The sequence below is a fragment of the Glycomyces sp. MUSA5-2 genome (assembly GCF_037034145.1).
In the GTDB taxonomy this organism is placed as follows: Bacteria; Actinomycetota; Actinomycetes; order Mycobacteriales; family Micromonosporaceae; genus Glycomyces; species Glycomyces artemisiae.
In genome coordinates, this window is sequence record NZ_JBAGKG010000002.1 from 384697 (window position 1) to 400969 (window position 16273).

A 16273-nucleotide genomic window follows, 5' to 3' on the forward strand; every position below is an offset into this window, starting at 1 on the left:
GTGACCACCGCACTCGTCATCGAGAACGATCCGGAGCAGGGCCTCGGGCGGGCCGCCGCATGGCTGGCCGAGGCCGGTATGGAGCTCGACACGGTGCGGCCGCACCTCGGTGAGGCCGTGCCGAACTCGGCCGGGGGGCACGAGGCCCTCATCGCGCTCGGGGGCGGCCGCGGGAAGGACTGGAGCGACGAGCTCACCGGGCTCCTCGCCACCGCGGTCGCCGACCAGACGCCGCTCCTCGCGATCTGCTCCTCCTCCCGCCTCCTCGCCGCCGCGTTCGGCGGGCGCGTGGAGGACCACGACGCGCCGAACGGCCCGCGGATGCTCGCCAAGCGCGACGCCGCCGGACGCGACCTCATCTTCGGCCCCGCGCCCATGACCATCGACGTGATCCGCTGGCGCCGCCAGGAGCTCGTCGAACTCCCCGAGGACGCGACCCTGCTGGCCGCGTCCCCCCAAGGGGCCCTTGAGGTCTTCCGCATCCGCGACAGCGCCTGGGGCGTCCAGTCGCACTTCGAGTTCACGCCCGAGCAGCTCGCGGGCTTCGGCGGTTTCGACGAAGCCGCGCTCGCCAAGGCCGCCGAGGTCGACGAGCACATCGTCCACACGTGGAAGCCCATCCTCCAGCGGTTCGCGAAGGTCGCCGCGGGCGAGAAGAAGGCGCTGCCCCTCCTTGACGTCTGAGAGCGAGCACGCGGTGGACGCGGACGAGGCGCGCCTCGCGGTCGTCGCGGCCAGCAACGCGCTGGCCGAGTTCCTGCGCGCCCACCCCGAGTCCGAGCCCGCGCTCACCGAGGACGAGGACGCCGGGTTCGCGCGCCTGCGCGCGGCAGGGCCCTTCCAGCTCAACACCGCCTGGAAGGAGAACCTGCTCCGCATCGCCGCCGCCGACCTCACCGGCCGCACCGATCTGCGGGCCACCTCCGACGCCCTCTCCCGCCTCGCCGACGCGGTCCTGGCCCGCGGGCTCGACCTGGCCCGTGAAGAGCACCCCGGGGACGCCCGGCTCGCCGTGATCGCCATGGGCAAGACCGGCGCCGAGGAACTGAACTACGTGTCCGACGTGGACGTCGTGTTCGTCGCCGAAGGGGACCTCGCGCTCGCCACCCGCCAGGCCGCGCGGCTGATCCAGGTCGTGGGCCCCGCGACGTGGCCCGTCGACGCCGGACTGCGGCCCGAGGGCCGCTCGGGCGCGCTGGTGCGCACCGTCGAGTCGTACACCGCGTACCTCAAGGACTGGGCCCGCACCTGGGAGTTCCAGGCGCTCCTCAAGGCCCGGCCCGCCGCGGGGGACCTGGAGCTGGGGCTCGCATGGCTCGCGGCCGTGCAGCCGTTCATCTGGGGCGCGGCCGACCGGCCCGGCGTGGTCGCCGACATCCGCGACATGCGCCGCAAGGTCGTCGACTCTGTGCCCGCCGCCGAGCGCAAGTACGAGATCAAACTCGGCCCGGGCGGCCTGCGCGACATCGAGTTCGCCGTCCAGCTCCTGCAGCTCGTCCACGGCCGCGGCGACCCCGCTCTCCGCGTCCGGTCCACACTGGAGGCCCTCGACGTGCTCGTCGCGGGCGGGTACCTGGCCCGGCGCGACGGCGAGGACCTCGCCGAGACCTACGTCTTCCTGCGCACCGTCGAGCACCGGCTCCAGCTCCAGCGGCTCCTGCGCACCCACCGCGTGCCGAGCGAAGGCGAGCCGCTGCACCACCTCGCCCGCACCCTCGGCTACAAGACCGACGAGGGTTTCCTCGCCGCCTGGCGCGCGCACGCCACGACCGCGCGGCGCCTCCACGAGAAGCTCCTCTACAAGCCCCTGCTGGACGCCGTCACGCGCGTGTCCACCGCCGAGCTGCGCATGAGCGAGGCCGAGGCCGCCGGGCGCCTCGCCGTCCTCGGCTTCAACGACCCCGCGAGCGCGCTCACCCACATCAAGAAGCTCACCGCGGGCGTCTCCCGCACGGCCACAGTGCAGAAGGCCCTCCTGCCGGTCGTCCTCCACGAGCTCGCCGACTCGCCCGAGCCCGACCGCGGGCTCCTCGCCTACCGGCAGGTCTCCGACAAGCTCGGCTCCACCCCCTGGTACCTGCGGCTGCTGCGCGACGGCGGCCCCGCCGCGGTCCGGCTCGCGCGCCTGCTCGGCACCTCCCGGTACTTCACGTCCTTGCTGCTCCATGTGCCGCAGTCGCTCCGGTACCTCTCCGACAACGCGGACCTGACGCCGCGCCCGCGCGAGGAACTGGCGCTCGGGATGCGCCAGGCCGCCGCGCGGCACGCCGACGCGACCGCCGCGATCGGCGCCGTCCGCTCGATCCGGCGCCGCGAGCTCATCCGCATCGCCGCCGCCGACCTCCTCGGGCTCCTCGACGACCAGGACGTGGGCCTGGCCCTCTCGGACCTCACCGATGCCGTGCTCGAAGCGGCCCTGGAGATCGGCGCGCGCGGGCTCGGCGACGCGCCGCCGATGCTCGTCGTCGGCATGGGGCGCCTCGGCGGGCGCGAGACCGGGTTCGGGTCCGATGCGGACGTCGTGTTCGTCCACGACGGCGCCGACGACGCCCAGCGCAAGGCCGCCGCGAAGATCGTCGGCACCGTGCGCACCCTCCTCGCCGCGCCCACCGCCGACCCGCCGCTGGTCCTCGACCTCGACCTGCGGCCCGAAGGCAAGGGCGGCGCGCTCGCGCCGAGCTTCGCCGCGTACCGCCGCTACTACGCCGACCGGGCCCGCCTGTGGGAGCGCCAGGCGCTCCTGCGCGCCCGGCCCGTCGCCGGGGACGAGGCCCTCGCCGCACTGTGGACCGAGTTCGCCGACGGCGTCAGGTACCGCCCCGGCGGGCTCACCGAGGCCGAGCGCACCGAGTTCCGCCGCGTCAAGGCCCGCGTCGACTCCGAGCGCCTCCCGCGGGGCGCGGACCCCAACGGCCACACCAAACTCGGCCGCGGCGGCCTCGTCGACATCGAGTGGACCGCGCAGCTGCTGCAGCTGGAGCATCCCGAAGCGCCGGGCATCCGCACCACCCGCACCGTCCCGGCCCTCGAAGCCGCGGCCGCGGCCGGGCACCTGAACGCCGCCGACCTGCTGTCGCTGCGCGAGGCGTGGCTGTTCGTCTCGCGGGTGCGCAACGACATGACGCTCGCGCGCGGCGTCCCCCGCGACGACCTGCCGCGCTCGGGCCCCGAACTCGCCGCGCTCGCACAGACCCTCGGGTTCGGCGAGGACACCGAGCGGTTCCTCAACGAGTACCGCCGTCTCACCCGCCGCGCCCACGAAGCCGCGCAACGGATCGTCCTGGGCGGCTTACACTCGAACCGCCAGGCGGAACGGGGGAGCGGATGATCGACTACACCGTGGTCACGGCCGACGGCGCCGAGGACCGCCGCGGAGGCGGCGATCGGCTCAGGGCCGACGCGGGCGCCGAGGGCGCGTTCGCGTGGGTCGAGTTCGCCGCCGACGACGCCGACGCCCTGCCCGAGGCCCTCGCCGCGCTCGGCATGGACCGCTTCGGGACCTACCCCGCCACCGCCGTCCACCCCCGCCCCAAAGTGGAGATCGTCGACGACGCGGCGCTGCTGCTCGTCAAGACCGTCTGGTACATCGAGGCCACGCGGCAGGTCGAGACGGGGGACCTCGCGATCTTCACCGACGGCCGGTCCCTGGTCACCCTGCGCCGCGGCGTCGTGGACCCCGTTCCCCATGTGCGCGAACGGCTCCGGGACGCGAAGTTCCGCTCCGGCGGGCTCGCCGCGGTCGTCCACGCCCTGTTCGACGCCGTCGTGGAGCACTACGACGACGCCGTCGAGGACCTCACCGACGACGTCGCCGACCTGGAGCGCGACGTCTTCTCCGGGCAGCGCATCGACCGCAACCAGGAGATCTACTTCCTCATCCGCGAGACCCTGGAGTTCCAGAACGCGGTGCGGCCGTTGATCACGTTCGCGCACTCGGTGCGCCAGGGCCGCTCGGGCGCGCCGCTGTTCGACCGCTCCGGCTTCGGGGAGGTCGCCGGGCACCTCATCCGCGTCGACGCCTCTGTCGAGACTTGCATGAGTCTCCTGACGACCGTCCTCACCGCGCACCAGGGGCAGATCGGGACGTGGCAGAACGAGGACACGAAGAAGATCTCGGCGTGGGCGGCGATCGCGATCGCGCCGACGATCATCTCCGGGATCTACGGCATGAACTTCACGGTGATGCCGGAGCTGCACTGGACCGTCGGGTATCCGCTCGCGCTGGCGGCGATGGCGATCGTGTGCTTCCTACTCTTCCGAGGTTTCAAACGCAACGGCTGGCTGTTACGGATCGATGTCCGTGAATCGCAATGGTGAAACGGCGAGGGGCGGACCCGCCGTGCGCCGCATCGCGAACGATGCCCTTGCGCGGCGGATCCGCCCCTCCGGCCCTGCCTGCCTTCAACGAACACCATAGCGGTGCCCCGCAAAACGAAAACGTCGAGCCAATGGTGACGGTCCGTGCGCGCCGCGGCCGCGCTCCCATTTCGGTAGCAAAGCCGCCATTGAAATTTTTCAATCCGAATGCTTGACTTTCGACAGGCCCTCCCATAAAAATAAAGATACCTATCAGTTAAGTCTCTTTACTTTTGGGAGGAACATTGAGACGACTGAGGACCCGACGGTTCATCGCCGTCGCGAGCGCGGCCCTGGCCCTGCTCACGACCGGTCTGATCTACACCGTCGCGAATCCCTTCACCGCCAACGCCGCCGTGACCTGCAACGAGCCGTGGGCCGCCTCGGAGGTCTACGTCGGCGGCGACCTCGTCAGCCACGAGGGCTACAACTACAAGGCCAAGTGGTGGACCACCAACGAGGAGCCCGGCACCACCGGCGAATGGGGCGTCTGGCAGACCCTCGAAGCCTGCGGCGGCGGCACCGACCCGACGACCAGCGCGAACCCCACCAGCCAGGAGCCCACCGAGGAACCGACCGGTGAACCCGGCACCGGCGGCGACATCAACGCCGCGTACTTCACCGAGTGGGGCGTCTACGGCCGCAACTACCACGTGAAGAACATCGTGTCCTCCGGCTCGGCCGAGGACCTCACCCACATCAACTACGCCTTCGGCAACGTCAAGAACGGCCAGTGCACCCTGGACGACTCGTACGCGGCGATCGACAAGGCGTACACCGCGGACCAGGCCGTCGACGGCGTCGCCGACACCTGGGACCAGCCCCTGCGCGGCAACTTCAACCAGCTCCTCAAGCTCAAGGAGATGTACCCGCACATCAAGATCGTCTGGTCCTTCGGCGGCTGGACCTACTCCGGCGGCTTCGGCCAGGCGGCGCAGAACCCGGCGGCCTTCGCCGAGTCCTGCTACAACCTGCTGCACGACGCCCGCTGGGACGGCCTGTTCGACGGCATCGACATCGACTGGGAGTACCCGAACGCCTGCGGCCTCACCTGCGACTCCAGTGGGACGCAAGCGTTCACGAACCTGATGAGCGCGCTGCGCTCGAAGTTCGGGAACGAGCTCGTGACCGCCGCGATCACCGCCGACGGCACCTCCGGCGGCAAGATCGACCTCGGCGGGTACGGCACGGCCGCCCAGTACGTCGACTACTACCAGGTGATGACCTACGACTACTTCGGCGCCTGGGACGCCGACGGACCCACCGCACCCCACTCGCCGCTGAACTCCTACAGCGGCCAGCCCATCGCCGGATTCGACGCCTCGACGGCGATCGCCAAGCTCAAGTCGCTCGGCGTCCCGTCCTCGAAGCTGCTGCTCGGCTTCGGCTTCTACGGCCGCGGCTGGACGGGCGTCACGCAGGCGGCGCCGGGCGGCTCCGCCACCGGCGCGGCCCCGGGCACCTACGAGGCCGGCATCGAGGACTACAAGGTCCTCGTGAACGAATGCCCCGCGACGGGAACGATCGCGGGCACCGCTTACGCCAAGTGCGGCAACGAGTGGTGGTCCTACGACACCCCGGCGACGATCGCGACGAAGACGGCCTGGCTCGACGGCCAGGGCCTCGGCGGCGCGTTCTCCTGGGAGCTCTCCGGCGACACCAGCAACGGCCAGCTGGTCAACGCCATCGCCGCCGGTCTGAACTAGGAGCCGTCCCGCTCCGAACCCGGATCGCTGACCCCGGACAGGTCGGCGGGGGCCGCCGCACCGGCCCCCGCCGACCGTCCTATCTCACGAACTTCGCGGGCTTCGTCGCGAGCGTCATCGCCCATTCGAGCGGGCCGCGCTTGAGCAGCCGCTTCCAGATGAGCGCGAACAGCATCGCGGCGACGCAGAACACCGCCCACATGCGCCAGCCGGTCTCGTAGCCGACCCCGTTCGCGGGGTGGTCCACGAGGAACCAGACGCCCGCGATGTGCGCCACGTACACCGTCAGCGACATCGATCCGACCGCGATGAGCGGCGCGAGGACGCGGCGGGACCACGTGCTCACGGCGCCGCAGTAGGCGAGCAGCGCGACGAGCCCGACGATGACGCTGATCGCGACGCCGATGTTCCCGGCCAGCTCGAACGGGGTGCCCGAGTGCGGCGAGGCGCCGGTCAGGCTCGCCCAGTCGAGGCCCGACCCGGTGCCGACCGTGTCGCCGGCGGGGAGCTTGTCCCACAGCGAGGCGTGCTCCTCGTCGAACGCCTTCCACTGCTCCTCGGTCCACGCGTCGGTGTCGGCGCTGCCGACCGCCTCCTTCCACGCCTTGTCGAAGGCCGCATACGACTCGTCGTCGAATCCCGTCGCGGTCTGGGGCATGAGCTTCCCGAGCAGCCACGAGCCCCCGTAGCCGAGCAGGCCCAGCGCCGGACCGACGACCGCGAGCCGCACCCGGACGGCCTTGCGCGCGAAGTCCAAGCGCCCCAGCGCCATACCCGTGAAGATGTACGCCATCCAGGCCATCGCCGGGTACGTGCCCATGAGCAGCAGCGACAGCAGGCCGTCCCCGCCCCACCGCACGAGCGGGTCGTGCGCGTCGAAGCCCTCGGTCCAGGTGGCGGTCCACATGAGCTGCACCAGGATCGGCCCGCCGAGGCCGCACGCGGCCGCGAGGATCGCGAGGGTCCGCGCCCGCAGCTTGATGAACGGCAGCGCGAGCAGGAAGTACAGGCCGTAGAACGCGAGGATCACCACGATCGACGTCCCGGTGCTGGTGAGCCAGGTGCCCAGCGCCAGCAGCAGCACCGCGCGGATCGCGATCTTGACGACGGCCTGGCGCAGCGGCCGGCCCGTCTTCGGCTCCGAGCCGCCCGCGATGAGCACGAGCGACAGCCCGGCGAGCGTCGCGAACAGCGCCGACGAGCGGCCGTGGGGGAGGTCCATGAGGAAGGACCTCCACGTCCCGAACTCGTCGGACCACGGGCCCACGTGCGAGTAGTACATGCCGAAGACGGCGACGGCGCGGGCGGCGTCGAGGCCGACGATGCGCCCGATCGACGCGCCCCGGTCCGGCGGCGGCGCGAGCGCGGGGTCCTGCGACCCCGGTTCCTTCGCCCGCAATGCAATGGTGTCAGTCATGCAGCCAGGGTGCGGCGGGCCGGGGGCCGTTCCCATCCCTCGATGCGCGGGACCGCGCCCGCCGCCGGGACGGGGCCGTCCCGCCGCCCGGCCGTTCCGCCCCCGCCGATCGGCGGGGACCCCGGACCCTTCCAGGACCCCGAACTGCGAGAACGCGCACACCCGGAGTGCGCCGCACGCGCGGGGAGTGGCGCGCGCGTGCTACGAATCGGGGACCGAAACAGAGGAGGCCGCATGATCCGGGTACTGGTCGTCGACGACGAAGCCCTCATCCGCACCGGCTTCCAGCACATCCTCGACGCCGCCGGGGACATCGAGGTCGTCGCCGCCGTCTCCGGGCGCCAGGCCCTCGCCGAGACCGCCCACCTCCACCCCGACGTGGTCCTCCTCGACATCCGCATGCCCGACGTCGACGGCCTCACCATCCTCGAACGCCTCCGCGCGCTCCCCGCGCCGCCCGTCGTCGCCATGCTCACCACCTTCGACACCGACGAGTACGTCGCCGCCGCGCTCCGCATGGGCGCCGCCGGGTTCCTCCTCAAGGACACCGACCCCGAGCACCTCGCCGTGCAGGTCCGCACCCTCGCCGCCGACGGCGTCGTCCTCTCCCCGAAGGTCACCTCCACCGTCGTCGACGGCTACCTCGCGGGCCGCACCCGCTCCTCCGCGGCCGTCGAGCGCCTCTCCGCCCGCGAACGCGAGATCCTCGTGCTCCTCGCCGAAGGGCTCTCCAACGGCGACATCGCCGCCCGGCTCTACCTCGGCGTCGGCACCGTCAAGGACCACGTCAGCGCCATCCTCACCAAGCTCAAGGTCAACGGCCGCGTCCAGGCCGCGCTCGTCGCCGAGCGGGCCGGGCTCCTGCGGGGCGACCGGTGAAGCGCCGCTGGCGCCCGTGGATGACGGACGCGGTCCTCGTGGCCGTCGCCGCCGCCGACCTGTGGTTCACGTACTGGTGGTGGCCGCCGCTCACCTTCGAGATGGCGACGACCGCGATCGGCGTGGCCGCCCTCGCGTTCCGCCGCCGCTTCCCGCTCGCCGTGTTCGCGCTGACCCTCCCGACCGCCTATTTCATGGGCGAGGCCGCCGCGCCCCTCATCGCCCTCTACACGCTCGCCGCCGCCACCCACCGGCGCTGGCTCCTGGCCGTCGGCTCGGTGGTCCTCGCGATGTGCATGATCTGGCCGCTCGAATCGGGCCCCGCCGACCTGTTCGCCGACTCGTGGTGGCTCGCGAGCATCGCCTACGCGCTGGCCCCGGCCGCCGCCGCCGCGTTCCTCGGCCAGCTCGTGCAGGTCCGCCGCGAGCTGTCCGCGCGCCTGGAGGAGATCACGGCGGCCCGCGAGCACGAGCAGCTCATGGCGACGCAGAAGGTCCTCGCCGAAGAGCGCGCGCAGCTCGCCCGCGAGATGCACGACGTCGTCTCGCACCAGGTCTCGCTCATCGCCGTGCGGGCCGGCGCGCTCCAGGTGAGCACCGCCGACCCCGAGGCCAAGGACGCGGCCGGGACGATCCGCAAGCTCAGCGTGCGGACCCTGGACGAGCTGCGGCACATGGTGAACGTGCTCCGCGCCGGAGGCGGCGGCCCCACCGGGCTCGCCCCGCAGCCGACCCTCGCGCAGCTCGGCGACCTCGTCGGCAACAGCGGCATCGAAGCGGCCCTTCGCATCGGCGCCCTGCCCGACCTGGACCCGCCGAAGGAGCGGGCGATCTACCGGACCGTCCAGGAGTCGCTCACCAACGTGCGCAAGCACGCCCCGGGCGCCCGCGCCGACATCGCGCTGGCCCACGCCGACGGGGCGGTCACCGTGACCATCGCGAACACCGCGCCGACCCGCACCCCGGTCGTCCTGCCGAGCTCCCGGCACGGCCTCCTCGGCCTCCAGCAGCGCGCGGCCCTCCTCGGCGGCACGCTGACCTGGGCCCCGACCCCGGAAGGCGGCTGGCGGAACACGCTCGTCCTCCCCGCTTGACCCGCCGCCCTGCATATACGTATAGTCTCCATATACGCAGCAGTCGAGGGAACGGAGAACGGCCGTGGTGAGGATCGTCGCCGACACCGAGCAGTGCGCCGGGTCGGGCATGTGCGCGCTGACCGCGCCCGAGTACTTCGACCAGAACGACGAGGACGGCCGCGTCGTCCTCCTCGCCGACGAGGCCGAGGACTGCGACACCGAAGTGGCCGAAGCGGTGCAGCTGTGCCCCGCCGCGGCGCTGCGCCTGGAGTAGCCGCCGGGCCCGCCCGGTCGGGCGGGCCCACACGCGGGGCCCGCGTCAGCCGACAGGGGGGACCGTTTCGCTAGTATGTGCGGAACTGCTGCGCTCCAATGCGCACCGGCACTGGTCACAATCCTGTTAGGAAGGCGAAGCCGTGGCGAAGAAGACCGTGGTCACGTTGTTCGACGACATCGACGGGAGCGAAGCGGCCGAGTCGGTCGAGTTCGGCATCGACGGCTATCTGTACAGCGTGGACCTCTCCGGCGCCCACGCCGACGAGCTCCGCGACCGCCTGACCGCCTACCGCGAGTTCGGGACCGAGCTGGGCCGCTACCACGTGGCGCGCGCCGTCCCGCCCCGCGCGCCCCGCGTCCCCACCCGCGACGACCGCGACCGCAACCGCGACATCCGCCGCTGGGCCGAGGAGAACGACCTGCCCGTCAAGTCCCGCGGCAAGCTCCCCGACGGCGTCGTCGCCCGCTACAACGAGGCCCACGCCCGCTAACCACTGGGCGATCGCGAACGCGGCCAGGAAGCCGAGGACCGCGATCAGCCCCGTCCACAACCGGGCGTCCTCGAACGCCTCCGGGATCATCGTGTCGGCGATCATCGACAGGATCGCGCCGCCCGCGAGCGCGGTGATCGCCGCGAGCAGCGTCGCGGGGGCGTCCCCGAGGAACGCGTACCCCGCCGCGGCGGCCAGGCCGCTGGCGAGGGCGATCAGTGTCCACAGCCCGAACACGTAGGCGCGCCCGCGCCCGGCCCTCCGCATGCCCGCCGCGCTGGAGAGCCCTTCGGGGACGTTGCTGACGAACACGGCGACCACGGTCGCGGCGCTCACCGGCCCGCCGCCGAGGAGGCTCGTGCCGATGACGATCGACTCCGGGATGCCGTCGAGCAGCGCCCCGAGCGCGATGGCGGTGCCCGACCCCGGCTGATCGGACTCGCTGGCCTGCTGGGCGCCCGAGCGCTTGCGGTGCCGCGCGCCGCGGCGCGCGAGGACCACGTTGGCGAGCGTGTAGGCGAGCGCCCCGGCGACGGCGCCGAGCGCGGTCGGGACGAGGCCGCCGCGCTCGTTCGCGTCGGCGATGAGGTCGAACGCGACCGCCGACATGAGCACGCCGGACCCGAACGCCATGACCGCCGCGATCACCGCCTGCGGCACGCGGACCAGGTACCCGACGAGCGCGCCCGCGACGAGCGCGCCGCCCGCGAGCAGGCCCCACCCGCCCGCGCTCAGCCAGCCGGGCACCGGACGCTCCACGCTCGTGCCATGGGCGCCAGTCTAGGGCCTGCCTAGGGGTCAGAACGGTCGAAGACGAAGCGGGGACCGCCGGCGTCCCGGCGGTCCCCGTGCCTGTTTCGCCTACGCCGAGAGAATCTCCCGCAGCGCGGCGGCGAACTCGTCGGGCTTCCCGGTCTGGCCGTACTCGCCGCCGAGGAACGCGCCGTGGTCGCCGGGCATCACCGTCGGCTCGACGCCGATGCGCTCGGCGACGGCCCGGCCGCCGCGGGCGGCGAAGGTCTCGCCGGACTCGGCGCCGACCGCGATGACGATGCGGGTCGGTGCGGCCCGGAGCGCCTTGAAGTCGTGCTCGTAGGCGCCGCAGGTGACGATGTTCTGGCCGACCAGGGGGTCGTCGCGGGTGCCGTCGTCCTCGGTCGGGAGGCCGAACGCCGCCGGGTCGGGCGCGGGCCCGTCGAGGTAGGCCGGGGTGAGCTCGCCGTCGTACATGACGACGGCGATGAACTTCGCCATGGCCGGGCCGAACCCCGAGGTCTTGTAGGTGTCCTGGATGTCGCGCATGACGGCCAGGGCCGACTCGCGGTCGGGGAGGGCGCTGGCGGCGGGCGGCTCGTGCGCGACGAGGGTCCGCACCTGCTCGGGGTGCTTCGCCACGAGCGCGAGCGCGTTGACGGCGCCGCCGCTGGAGGCGAACACGTCGACGGGCCCGCCGACGGCCGCGATGACCCGGTGCAGGTCGTCGGCGTGCTCCTCGGGCGTGGACTCGGCGGCGCCGTCGGTGCGGCGGCTGCGCTCGGACCCGCGCGGGTCGTAGGTGACCACGCGGCGGTCCGGGAAGTGCGAGGCGAGCGTGACGAACCCGGCCGCGGCCATCGGCGAGCCGATGACCAGCAGCGTCGGCGCGTTCGCCGTCTCGCCCTCCCGCACGTCGTAGTACAGCTCGGCGCCGGGCGCGTCCAGCGTGTGCGTCTTCGGATCGGTCATGTCGTCTCCTCGTGGATCAGGGTTCCTGGGGATAGGACGAGACTGGATCACCGGATTCATCGCCGCACGCGAATCGACGAACCGGTCAGCCGGTGAGGACCGCCAGCCTCCCTGTCGCGCGGGTCATCGCCACGTACCGGTCCACGGCCCCTTCGATGCCGGTGCCGAACCCGTCCGGGTTCACGAGGACGACGAGGTCGAATTCGAGGCCCTTCGACAGCTCGGGCGTGAGCGAGCGGACGCGCGGCGGCGGCGTGAAGTCCGCAGCGCCGATGACGCACGCGGTGCCGTCGGCGTGCGCCGCGAGCCACTCCTCCAGGATCGCGTCGAGGTCCGCGAGCGGGCCGTGCGTCACGGGAATGCCGCTGCGGCGCACCGAGGTCGGCACGTTCGCGTCGGGGAGCGCCTCCCGGATGACCCGCTCTGCCTCGGCCATGACCTCCTCGGGCGTGCGGTAGTTGATGCTGAGCGAGCTGATATCGATGCGGCCCATGCCGACCCGCTCCAGGCGCTCGGTCCACGACTCGGTGAACCCGTGGCGGGCCTGGGCGCGGTCGCCGACGATCGTGAACGACCGCGACGGGCAGCGCTGGAGCAGCATCTGCCACTCGGCGTCGGTCAGCTCCTGCGCCTCGTCCACCACGACGTGCGCGAACGGGCCCGCGAGCAGGTCCGGGTCGGCGGTCTCCAGGTCCTCGTAGTGGACCAGGGCGTCCTGGAGGTCGAGTCCCTTGAGGAGGATCATCTCCTCGACGTTCCCGTCGCCCGCTTCGAGGAGGTCCTCCACGACCTTGTCGATGACCTCGCGCTCGGAGGCGATCTCCGCCTCGCGGCGGCGGGCGTTGCGGGAGGCCTCGGGGTCGCCGAGGCGGCGGCGGGCGGCGTCGAGCAGCGGCAGGTCGGACGCGGTCCACGCGAACGGGTCTTTGCGTTGCAGCCGTTGCACCTCCTCCTCACTGAGGTGCGGGGCGCACCAGGCGAGGAACTCCGGCGAGGCCCAGAACGCGGCGACGAGGTCGGTGGGCTCGATGACCGGCCAGGCCTTGTCGAACGCGGCCAGGAGCTCGCGGTTGCGGGCGAGGGACCGGCGCAGCAGTTCCTCGGAGACGTCGGCGTCGTCGGGGAGCTTCGCCAGCACGATCTCGGCGAGCTCCTGCCAGACCTGGTCGCGCGCTTCGTTGTGCGCGATCCCCGACTCGGCCGCGGCGAACGCGTCGGCCCAGTCGGCCGCGCTGAGGTACACGTCGCCCCAGTTGGTCTCGACGCGCAGGCCGCGCTTCGGCGGCTGCTCGTAGCGGCGCGCGGCGGGTTCGATGGCGCGCACGAGGTCCGCGCTCGCCTTGAGCCGTGCGACCTCCGGGTCGGTCTCGGCCGCGGCGTCGGCGCCGCCGGGCACGAGGTCGCGCAGCGTGCAGGTCTGGACGCCCTCCTCGCCGAGGCTGGGGAGCACGTCGGAGACGTACGCGAGGTACGGCTCCGAAGGGCCGACCACGAGCACGTCGCCGCGGTGGTGGCCCAGGCGCGGATCGGAGTACAGCAGGTAGGCGGCGCGGTGGAGCGCGACGACGGTCTTGCCGGTGCCGGGGCCGCCGTCCACGACGAGCGCGCCGCCCGACCCGGCGCGGATGATCGCGTCCTGGTCGGCCTGGATGGTGCCCAGGACGTCGCGCATCCGGTCGGAGCGCTCGGTGCCGAGGCTGGCGATGAACGCGGACTGGTCGTCGAGCGCGGCGGCGTGGCCGGTGAAGCCGTCGGCGGTGAAGACCTCGTCCCAGTAGTCGGTGATCCGGTCGCCGGTCCAGCGGTAGCGGCGGCGGCTCTCCAGGCCCATCGGATCGCCGTGCGTCGCACCGAAGAACGGCTCGGCCGCGGGGGAGCGCCAGTCCACGAGGAGGCGCCGGCCCTGCCCGTCGGTGAGGCCGATCCGCCCGATGTAGACGGTGTCGCCCGCATCGTCGACGGCCTTGCCGAGGCACAGGTCCAGGCCGTACCGGCGCAAGGTCTGGAGCCGGTTCGTCAGCCGGTGGATGTCGCGGTCGCGGTCGGCGGCGTGCTGGCCGTCGTACTGGCCCGACCCGCCCTCGGCCTTGAGCGTCTCCTCCAGGCGCGCGGACAGGTCCGCGATGGATGCCTCCAGGCTCGCCGCGATGGCGGCGAAGTGCCGCTCGTCGTCGGCGATGAGCGCCGGATCTGATTTGGCCGCAAGGCGGTCGGGGAGTGCGAACGGACTCGTCAACTCAGTTCCCTTCGATGAGGAGGCGCGCGGCGCGCTCGGCGCCGTCGGTGCGGATACGTCCGGCAAGTGCGGCGGCACGCTCTTTCGTCTCGGGCGCCAGGGCGGTGCGCAGCGCCGCGGTCATCGATTCGTACGTCGGGTTCGGACCGTCATGGGCCGCACCGACGCCGAGCGCGGCGACGCGCCCTGCCCAGTACGGCTGGTCGGCGATCTGCGGCACCACGACCTGCGGCGCGCCCGCGAGCGCGGCCTTGTGGGTGGTCCCTGCCCCGCCGTGGTGGACCACGGCGGCGACGCGCGTGAAGAGCCTGCGGTGGTTGGCCTCGCCCACGGCGAAGGCGTCGTCCCCGCCGTCGGGCACCAGGTCGGCCCAGCCGCGCGAGACGACCACCCGGCGGCCCTGGTCGCGGATCGCCGCGACGGCCGCTTCGGCCGCGTCCCGGCCCGACTGGAACGGCATCGACCCGAAGCCCACATAGACGGGGGCTTCGCCCGCGTCGAGGAACGCCTCCAGGGCCGCGGGGAGCGGCCGGTCGTCGGGCGCGAACCACGCACCCGTGTGCTCTACCTCGTAGCCCGGCGCGGGCGTCCACGGGCCCAGCTCCGGGTCGGTGGCGAGCCACGGGCGGTGGTCGAGCAGGTAGGCGCGTACGTCGGTCACGGGCTTCATGCCGAGTTCGGCGCGGCGTTCGTTCAGCGGCGGGCCGTAGAGGGCGTGGAGGTTCTCGCGGTCGACCTCCCACAGTTTGAGGTTGTCCGTCTCGCCTTCGGGGAACGGCTTCCCGGGCCGGCCGTGCGGGCGCACGTGCGGCGACGGCAGCACGCCGGGGACGAAGCCCGCGTACACGAACCGCGTCCCGAGCCGCTCCGCCGCGAGCCTCGCCCCGACTGGCGGCAGGCCGGTCCCGAGGACGGCGTCGCAGCCCTCGCCCGCGGCCACAACCGCGGTGTACTGGGCCTCGACGAGCCCGGCCGCGCGCCGGGGCGCGTCGGCCATCGACGGCGGCTTCGGCCCGCTGATCTGCGGGCGCACCGGCGCCCCCATCGGCACCAGCTCGACGCCGAGCCCGCCGAGGAGCTGCGCGAACTCCTCGTCCGGCGGCGCGCACACCACCGCCTCCGCTCCTTGCGCGCGCAGCGCGGCGGCCAGCCCCGCGATCGGCTCGACGTCCCCGCGCGACCCGAAGGTCGTCATCAGAAATCGCATTCCCGGCTCCCGTCTCGTGGTCAGGATGCATATTGTGCAGCAGGTCAGAGGGCATTTGCGCACCCCGATGCACCCGGCGGCGCGGGAGTCGTTGTATAAACTGAAGTGGGAAGGAGCGATGGGCCCCTTCCCTTCGCCGTTCCCGGGCCCGGAACGGCGCTCCGGGCAGTCCGCCCCCACACTCCGAAAAGCACGGTCGAGAATCGGTGTTCATCGATCCATTTCGGGTACCTCCCTCGCAGGCCGACACCCCGGTCGGCCCTGACGTGAGGAGCCCTCCATGGCCGCGTTCCAAGCCCTGTTCTACCTGATCGCCATCGTCCTGCTGGTGATCGCCGCCCTGCCCCTCGGCCCGCGCCGCACCCGCGGCATCGGCCTCGGCCTGCTCGCCGCGGCCTTCGCCCTGACCGCGTTCGCGGCCCCGACGATCGACACCGCGTTCTGACGCCGCCCTAGTGCAGGAACTTCAGTCCCATGACGCCCGCGACGATGAGGAGCAGGCACAGCATCCGCGGGACGGTCGCGGGCTCGCCGAGGACGGCCATGCCGTACACGGCAGTCCCGACCGCCCCGATGCCGACCCATACCGCGTAGCCGGTGCCGATCGGGATGCTGCGCATGGCGTAGGCGAGCCCGGCCATCGACCCGGCGAGCGCGACGAAGAACAGCAGGCTCGGCCGCAGCTTCGAGAGGCCCGACGAGGCCCCGAGCGCGGCGGCCCAGACGGTTTCGAGGATTCCGGAGAGAACGAGGACGACCCATGCCATGGCGGCACCTCCAAGACGAGCGCTGATATCTGCTCCGCCGTCTTGTCGTGACCGGGTACGGCGAACTCGTCCGGGGCGTCGGCCCAGGGCCGCGTCCGCCTCCAGGATAGCTCGATTCCGCGGAACGGGCCATCGGG

The 16273-nt window shown here is 72.7% G+C and carries 13 protein-coding genes, 1 pseudogene and 1 riboswitch; of the genes and pseudogenes, 8 read left to right on the forward strand and 6 right to left on the reverse strand.

Translation table 11 applies throughout. The features are described from left to right. The 4 genes from WA640_RS07455 to WA640_RS07470 all read left to right on the forward strand — a co-directional run bounded on the left by WA640_RS07455 (position 1) and on the right by WA640_RS07470 (position 6062). Positions 1 to 684, forward strand: coding sequence for a type 1 glutamine amidotransferase (locus WA640_RS07455; protein WP_335986922.1), 684 nt, complete (start codon positions 1 to 3; stop codon positions 682 to 684). Next, on the forward strand, positions 674 to 3328 hold the full coding sequence (locus WA640_RS07460; protein WP_335986923.1) for a bifunctional [glutamine synthetase] adenylyltransferase/[glutamine synthetase]-adenylyl-L-tyrosine phosphorylase: 2655 nt from the start codon (positions 674 to 676) through the stop codon (positions 3326 to 3328). The genes WA640_RS07455 and WA640_RS07460 overlap by 11 nt, the downstream gene beginning before the upstream one ends. Further along, a complete protein-coding gene (locus tag WA640_RS07465) occupies positions 3325 to 4317 on the forward strand; it encodes a CorA family divalent cation transporter (RefSeq protein ID WP_335986924.1) in 993 nt (330 codons plus the stop codon). Before WA640_RS07460 ends, WA640_RS07465 begins: the two co-directional genes overlap by 4 nt. Positions 4318 to 4601: 284 nt before the next feature. After that, positions 4602 to 6062: a glycosyl hydrolase family 18 protein gene (locus WA640_RS07470; RefSeq protein ID WP_335986925.1), complete on the forward strand. Its 1461-nt coding sequence runs from the start codon at positions 4602 to 4604 to the stop codon at positions 6060 to 6062. A 79-nt stretch (positions 6063 to 6141) separates the two neighbouring features. On the opposite strand, the gene WA640_RS07475 is transcribed toward WA640_RS07470, so the two are convergent. Further along, a complete protein-coding gene (locus WA640_RS07475) occupies positions 6142 to 7479 on the reverse strand; it encodes a DUF418 domain-containing protein (protein ID WP_335986926.1) in 1338 nt (445 codons plus the stop codon). A gap of 234 nt (positions 7480 to 7713) precedes the next feature. Between WA640_RS07475 and WA640_RS07480 the strand changes: the two genes are divergently transcribed. The 3 genes from WA640_RS07480 to WA640_RS07490 all read left to right on the forward strand — a co-directional run bounded on the left by WA640_RS07480 (position 7714) and on the right by WA640_RS07490 (position 9708). Continuing rightward, entirely contained in the window at positions 7714 to 8358 is a 645-nt protein-coding gene (locus tag WA640_RS07480; protein WP_335986927.1) for a response regulator transcription factor, read from the forward strand. Beyond that, on the forward strand, positions 8355 to 9452 hold the full coding sequence (locus WA640_RS07485; RefSeq protein WP_335986928.1) for a sensor histidine kinase: 1098 nt from the start codon (positions 8355 to 8357) through the stop codon (positions 9450 to 9452). The genes WA640_RS07480 and WA640_RS07485 overlap by 4 nt, the downstream gene beginning before the upstream one ends. Positions 9453 to 9516: 64 nt before the next feature. Further along, a complete protein-coding gene (locus tag WA640_RS07490) occupies positions 9517 to 9708 on the forward strand; it encodes a ferredoxin (RefSeq protein WP_335986929.1) in 192 nt (63 codons plus the stop codon). 499 nt (positions 9709 to 10207) lie between these two features. Here WA640_RS07490 and WA640_RS28810 read toward each other — a convergent pair. The 4 genes and pseudogenes from WA640_RS28810 to WA640_RS07520 all read right to left on the reverse strand — a co-directional run. Further along, positions 10208 to 10948 (reverse strand): annotated as a pseudogene (locus WA640_RS28810) (ZIP family metal transporter); the annotation flags it as partial. A gap of 114 nt (positions 10949 to 11062) precedes the next feature. Next, the gene (locus WA640_RS07510) at positions 11063 to 11926 is read right to left on the reverse strand and encodes an alpha/beta fold hydrolase (RefSeq protein WP_335986933.1); all 864 of its coding nucleotides are present in this window, start codon (positions 11924 to 11926) and stop codon (positions 11063 to 11065) included. Between the two features lie 85 nt (positions 11927 to 12011). After that, positions 12012 to 14162: an RNA polymerase recycling motor ATPase HelR gene (gene helR, locus WA640_RS07515; protein WP_335986934.1), complete on the reverse strand. Its 2151-nt coding sequence runs from the start codon at positions 14160 to 14162 to the stop codon at positions 12012 to 12014. 1 nt (position 14163) lies between these two features. Beyond that, on the reverse strand, positions 14164 to 15369 hold the full coding sequence (locus tag WA640_RS07520) for a glycosyltransferase (RefSeq protein WP_442904691.1): 1206 nt from the start codon (positions 15367 to 15369) through the stop codon (positions 14164 to 14166). Positions 15370 to 15649: 280 nt separating this feature from the next. Here WA640_RS07520 and WA640_RS07525 point away from each other — a divergent pair, with 280 nt between their 5' ends. Continuing rightward, a complete protein-coding gene (locus tag WA640_RS07525) occupies positions 15650 to 15814 on the forward strand; it encodes a hypothetical protein (protein ID WP_335986936.1) in 165 nt (54 codons plus the stop codon). A gap of 7 nt (positions 15815 to 15821) precedes the next feature. On the opposite strand, the gene WA640_RS07530 is transcribed toward WA640_RS07525, so the two are convergent. Further along, positions 15822 to 16136, reverse strand: a complete 315-nt coding sequence (locus tag WA640_RS07530) for a DMT family transporter (protein WP_335986938.1) — start codon at positions 16134 to 16136, stop codon at positions 15822 to 15824. 31 nt (positions 16137 to 16167) lie between these two features. Then, positions 16168 to 16233, reverse strand: a riboswitch (guanidine-III (ykkC-III) riboswitch). Positions 16234 to 16273 lie beyond the last annotated feature (40 nt).